The 3,986-nt window shown below is 61.1% G+C and carries 4 protein-coding genes; all 4 read left to right on the top strand.

Going from position 1 to position 3,986, the window contains the following annotated elements; translation table 11 throughout:
* Nucleotides 1–127 precede the first annotated feature (127 nt).
* The 4 genes from tauA to tauD all read left to right on the top strand — a co-directional run bounded on the left by tauA (nucleotide 128) and on the right by tauD (nucleotide 3,732).
* A complete protein-coding gene (gene tauA / locus BI292_RS09145; protein ID WP_101207682.1) occupies nucleotides 128–1,105 on the top strand; it encodes a taurine ABC transporter substrate-binding protein in 978 nt (325 codons plus the stop codon).
* A gap of 15 nt (nucleotides 1,106–1,120) precedes the next feature.
* Nucleotides 1,121–1,915: a taurine ABC transporter ATP-binding subunit gene (gene tauB / locus BI292_RS09140; RefSeq protein ID WP_092274976.1), complete on the top strand. Its 795-nt coding sequence runs from the start codon at nucleotides 1,121–1,123 to the stop codon at nucleotides 1,913–1,915.
* Nucleotides 1,912–2,745 carry a taurine ABC transporter permease TauC gene (gene tauC, locus BI292_RS09135; RefSeq protein WP_101207681.1) on the top strand — a complete coding sequence of 278 codons (834 nt, stop codon included), beginning with the start codon at nucleotides 1,912–1,914 and terminating at the stop codon, nucleotides 2,743–2,745. Before tauB ends, tauC begins: the two co-directional genes overlap by 4 nt.
* 144 nt (nucleotides 2,746–2,889) lie before the next feature.
* A complete protein-coding gene (gene tauD, locus BI292_RS09130) occupies nucleotides 2,890–3,732 on the top strand; it encodes a taurine dioxygenase (RefSeq protein WP_101207680.1) in 843 nt (280 codons plus the stop codon).
* Nucleotides 3,733–3,986 lie beyond the last annotated feature (254 nt).

The raw sequence follows: 3,986 nt of genomic DNA, 5'->3' as shown, positions 1-3,986 counted from the left end.
CCTCCCACCCATCCCTTAGAATTTTCCGCTCATAAGCTCATTCGAAAAAGTTATTTATTTTCGGATTCTTAGATCATTTAGTCTCCTTTCACGCCGAACCTCGGTCGCCTGACAAGGAGCTTCTCCAATGAAACTGCATTTTCCCCTTCGCCTCCTGGCGGCCGCGTCGCTGGCGGCGGCGAGCTTCTTTGCGCAAGCGGCTGACGTCACCGTCGCCTACCAGACCACCGTTGACCCAGCCAAAGTCGCCCAGGCCGACGGCGCTTACGAAAAAGCCACCAACGCCAAAATCGACTGGCGCAAATTCGACAATGGCGCTGACATCATCGCCGCCATCGCTTCCGGCGATGTGCAGATCGGCTACCTCGGCTCGAGCCCGCTGACCGCTGCGATCACCCGCAAAGTCCCGGTCGAAACTTTCCTCATCGCCACGCAGATCGGCGCCGCCGAAGCGCTGGTCGCGCGTGACGGATCCGGAATCAACTCGCCGCAAGACCTGATAGGCAAGAAAATCGCCGTGCCGTTCGTCTCCACCGGCCACTACAGCCTGCTCGCCGCGTTGAAACACTGGAACATCGACCCGTCGAAAGTCACTGTGCTCAACCTCGCGCCACCGGCGATCATCGCTGCGTGGAAACGCGGCGACATCGACGCCACGTACGTCTGGGATCCGGCGCTCGGCGTGGCCAAGGAAAACGGCAAAGTACTGATCACTTCCGGCGAACTGGCCAAGTTCGGCGCGCCGACTTTCGATGCCTGGATCGTGCGTAAAGACTTCGCCGAGAAGCACCCGGAAATCGTCACCGCATTCGCCAAAGTCACCCTCGACGCCTACGCCGATTACCGCAAAGACCCGAAAGCCTGGCTCGCCAACCAGAGCAATGTCGACAAACTGGTGAAGCTCTCCGGCGCCAAGGCCAGCGACATTCCATTGCTGCTGCAAGGCAACGTCTACCCGCTGGCGGCTGATCAAGTCACCACCCTCGGCGCGCCGACCACCAAAGCCATCACCGACACCGCCGTGTTCCTCAAGGAACAAGGCAAAGTCGAGGCCGTGCTGCCGGATTACGCCCCGTACGTCAGCGCCAAATTCATCACCAACTGATCGGAGTTAACTGCGATGGCTTTGCTTCAGCTGGAGCGCATCAGCGCACAGTACCCCGGCAGTCCGGAACCGGTATTGGCAGATATTTCCCTGAGCCTTGGGCCTCAGCAATTGCTGGTGGCGCTCGGTCCGTCCGGCAGTGGCAAGACTTCGCTGTTGAACCTGATTGCCGGTTTCGTCGAACCCAGCGCCGGGCGCATCACCCTTGACGGCGTGCCAGTCAAAGGCCCGAGCGCCGAACGCGGCGTGGTGTTCCAGGACGACGCGCTGTTGCCGTGGCAGGACGTCTTGGCCAACGTTGGTTTCGGTCTGGAACTGGCTGGTATTACCAAAGAAAAACGTGAAATTCGCGCGCGTGAAATGCTCGCGTTGGTGGACCTTTGCGGATTTGAGAATCGGCGCATCTGGCAACTCTCGGGCGGCCAGAAGCAGCGTGTCGGCCTCGCCCGCGCCCTCGCCGCCGACCCGCGCGTGTTGCTGATGGACGAGCCGTTCGGCGCGCTCGATGCCTTCACCCGCGAACAGATGCAGGAGCTGTTGCTGCAAGTCTGGCAGCGCACCGCCAAACCGGTATTCCTGATTACCCACGACATCGAGGAAGCGGTGTTCCTCGCCACCGACCTGATTCTGCTGGCGCCGAATCCCGGGCAAATCGTCGAGCGCCTGAGCCTGGATTTCGGCCAGCGTTACGCCGCCGGCGAGTCGGCACGGGCGATCAAATCCGACCCGCGTTTTATCGAAACCCGCGAACACGTGCTCGCCAAAGTGTTCTCGCAACGCAGCGCCGCCACGCGGCAGGAGCGCGCATGAGCAGCTATGAAATCCCCGCCGTCACGGTGAAGCCCGCTTCGACCGCAGTGCCTGCGCGACGCAGCCTCGGCACGCGCTGGATCAGTGTGTTGACGCTGTTTGCATTGGTGTTGCTGTGGTGGGCGGTGACGGCCAGCGGGATGATCGAGCCGCTGTTCCTGCCGCCACCGTCCGCCGTGCTGCAAAAGGGCTGGCTGCTGGCGACCACGGGTTATATGGATTCAACGTTGTGGCAGCACTTGGGCGCGAGCCTCAGCCGGATTGGTCTGGGCCTCGGTTTCGCGGTGCTGACCGCGGTGCCGGTCGGCATCGCCATCGGCCACAACCGTATCGCTCGGGGCATTCTCGATCCGCTGATCGAGTTTTACCGGCCGATTCCACCGCTGGCCTATCTGCCGCTGATCGTGATCTGGTGCGGCATTGGCGAGCTGTCGAAAGTGTTGCTGATCTACTTGGCGATCTTCGCGCCGATTGCCATCGCCACCGCGACCGGCGTGCGCACGGTTGATCCGGCGAAACTGCGCGCCGCGCAGTCATTGGGCGCGACTCGCGCACAGCTGATTCGGCATGTGATTTTGCCGAGCGCGCTGCCGGATATCCTGACCGGTGTGCGCATTGGCCTCGGCGTCGGTTGGTCGACGCTGGTCGCCGCTGAGTTGATTGCCGCCACCAGCGGCTTGGGTTTTATGGTGCAGTCGGCAGCGCAATTTCTGGTCACCGATGTGGTGGTGCTGGGGATTCTGGTGATCGCGCTGATCGCCTTCGCCATGGAAATGGGCCTCCGCGCGCTGCAACGCAAACTGGTGCCGTGGCACGGCCAGGCGCATTGAAAAACATTCCTTGTGGGAGCGAGCTTGCTCGCGATGACGGTTGCACATTCAACCCGCGTGTCGCCTGAAAGTCCGCTATCGCGAGCAAGCTCGCTCCCACAGAAAAGCTAAAAGACCGGCATCCCCGGATTGAAGAGAACCACCATGAGCAACCTGACAATCGTTCCTCTCAGCTCAGCCCTCGGCGCGCAAATCAGCGGAATCGATATCAGCCAGCCGCTGAGCGCCGAACAACGCGACGCGATCGAACAAGCGCTGCTCAAGCATCAGGTGTTGTTCTTCCGCGAGCAGCCGATCACGCCGCAGCAACAAGCGCGTTTCGCCGCAAATTTTGGTGATCTGCACATTCACCCGATCTACCCGAATGTGCCCGAGCAACCGGAAGTGCTGATCCTCGACACTGCCGTCACCGACGTGCGCGACAACGCGATCTGGCACACCGACGTGACCTTCCTGCCGACCCCGGCGATGGGCGCGGTGCTCAGCGCCAAACTGCTGCCGGAGTTTGGCGGCGATACGTTGTGGGCCAGCGGAATTGCCGCGTATGAAGCGTTGTCGGCGCCGATGAAAACCCTGCTGGAAGGGCTGACCGCCACCCACGATTTCACCCGTTCATTTCCGCTCGAGCGCTACGGCAATACGCCCGAGGCGCTGGCGCAGTGGGAAGCAGCGCGGCGCAAAAATCCGCCGCTGTCGCACCCGGTGATCCGCACACACCCGGTGAGCGGACGACGTTCACTGTTCGTCAGTGAGGGCTTCACGTCGAAGATCAATGAGCTGTCGGAAACCGAGAGTGAGGTGATTTTGAAGTTTCTGTTCGCGCACACCACGCGGCCGGAATTCACTATTCGCTGGCGCTGGCAGAAGGATGACGTGGCGTTCTGGGACAACCGCGTGACGCAGCACTACGCGGTGGATGACTACCGCCCGGCGCGGCGTGTGATGCAGCGGGCTACGGTGTTGGGGGATGTGCCGTTTTTTCGCTGAGATTTTGCAACCACCCCTCACCCTAACCCTCTCCCCAAAGGGTAGAGGGGACTGACCGAGGTGTTTGGTCGAGATACAGCGACCTGAAAGACCTGAGTCGAACTCAGGCTTTGAAAAGCGTAAAGATCGGCTCCCTTTCCCCTCTCCCCCTTGGGGAGAGGGCTGGGGTGAGGGGTGGATCCGAGGTGTTTGGTCGAGATACAGCGACCTGAAAGACCTGAATCGAACTCAGGCTTTGAAAAGCATAAAGATCG

Source organism: Pseudomonas sp. 43NM1, from assembly GCF_002836905.1.
Lineage (GTDB): Bacteria > Pseudomonadota > Gammaproteobacteria > Pseudomonadales > Pseudomonadaceae > Aquipseudomonas > Aquipseudomonas prosekii.
Note: the sequence above shows the minus strand (reverse complement) of the source record. Positions and strands in the feature narration are given on the sequence as shown.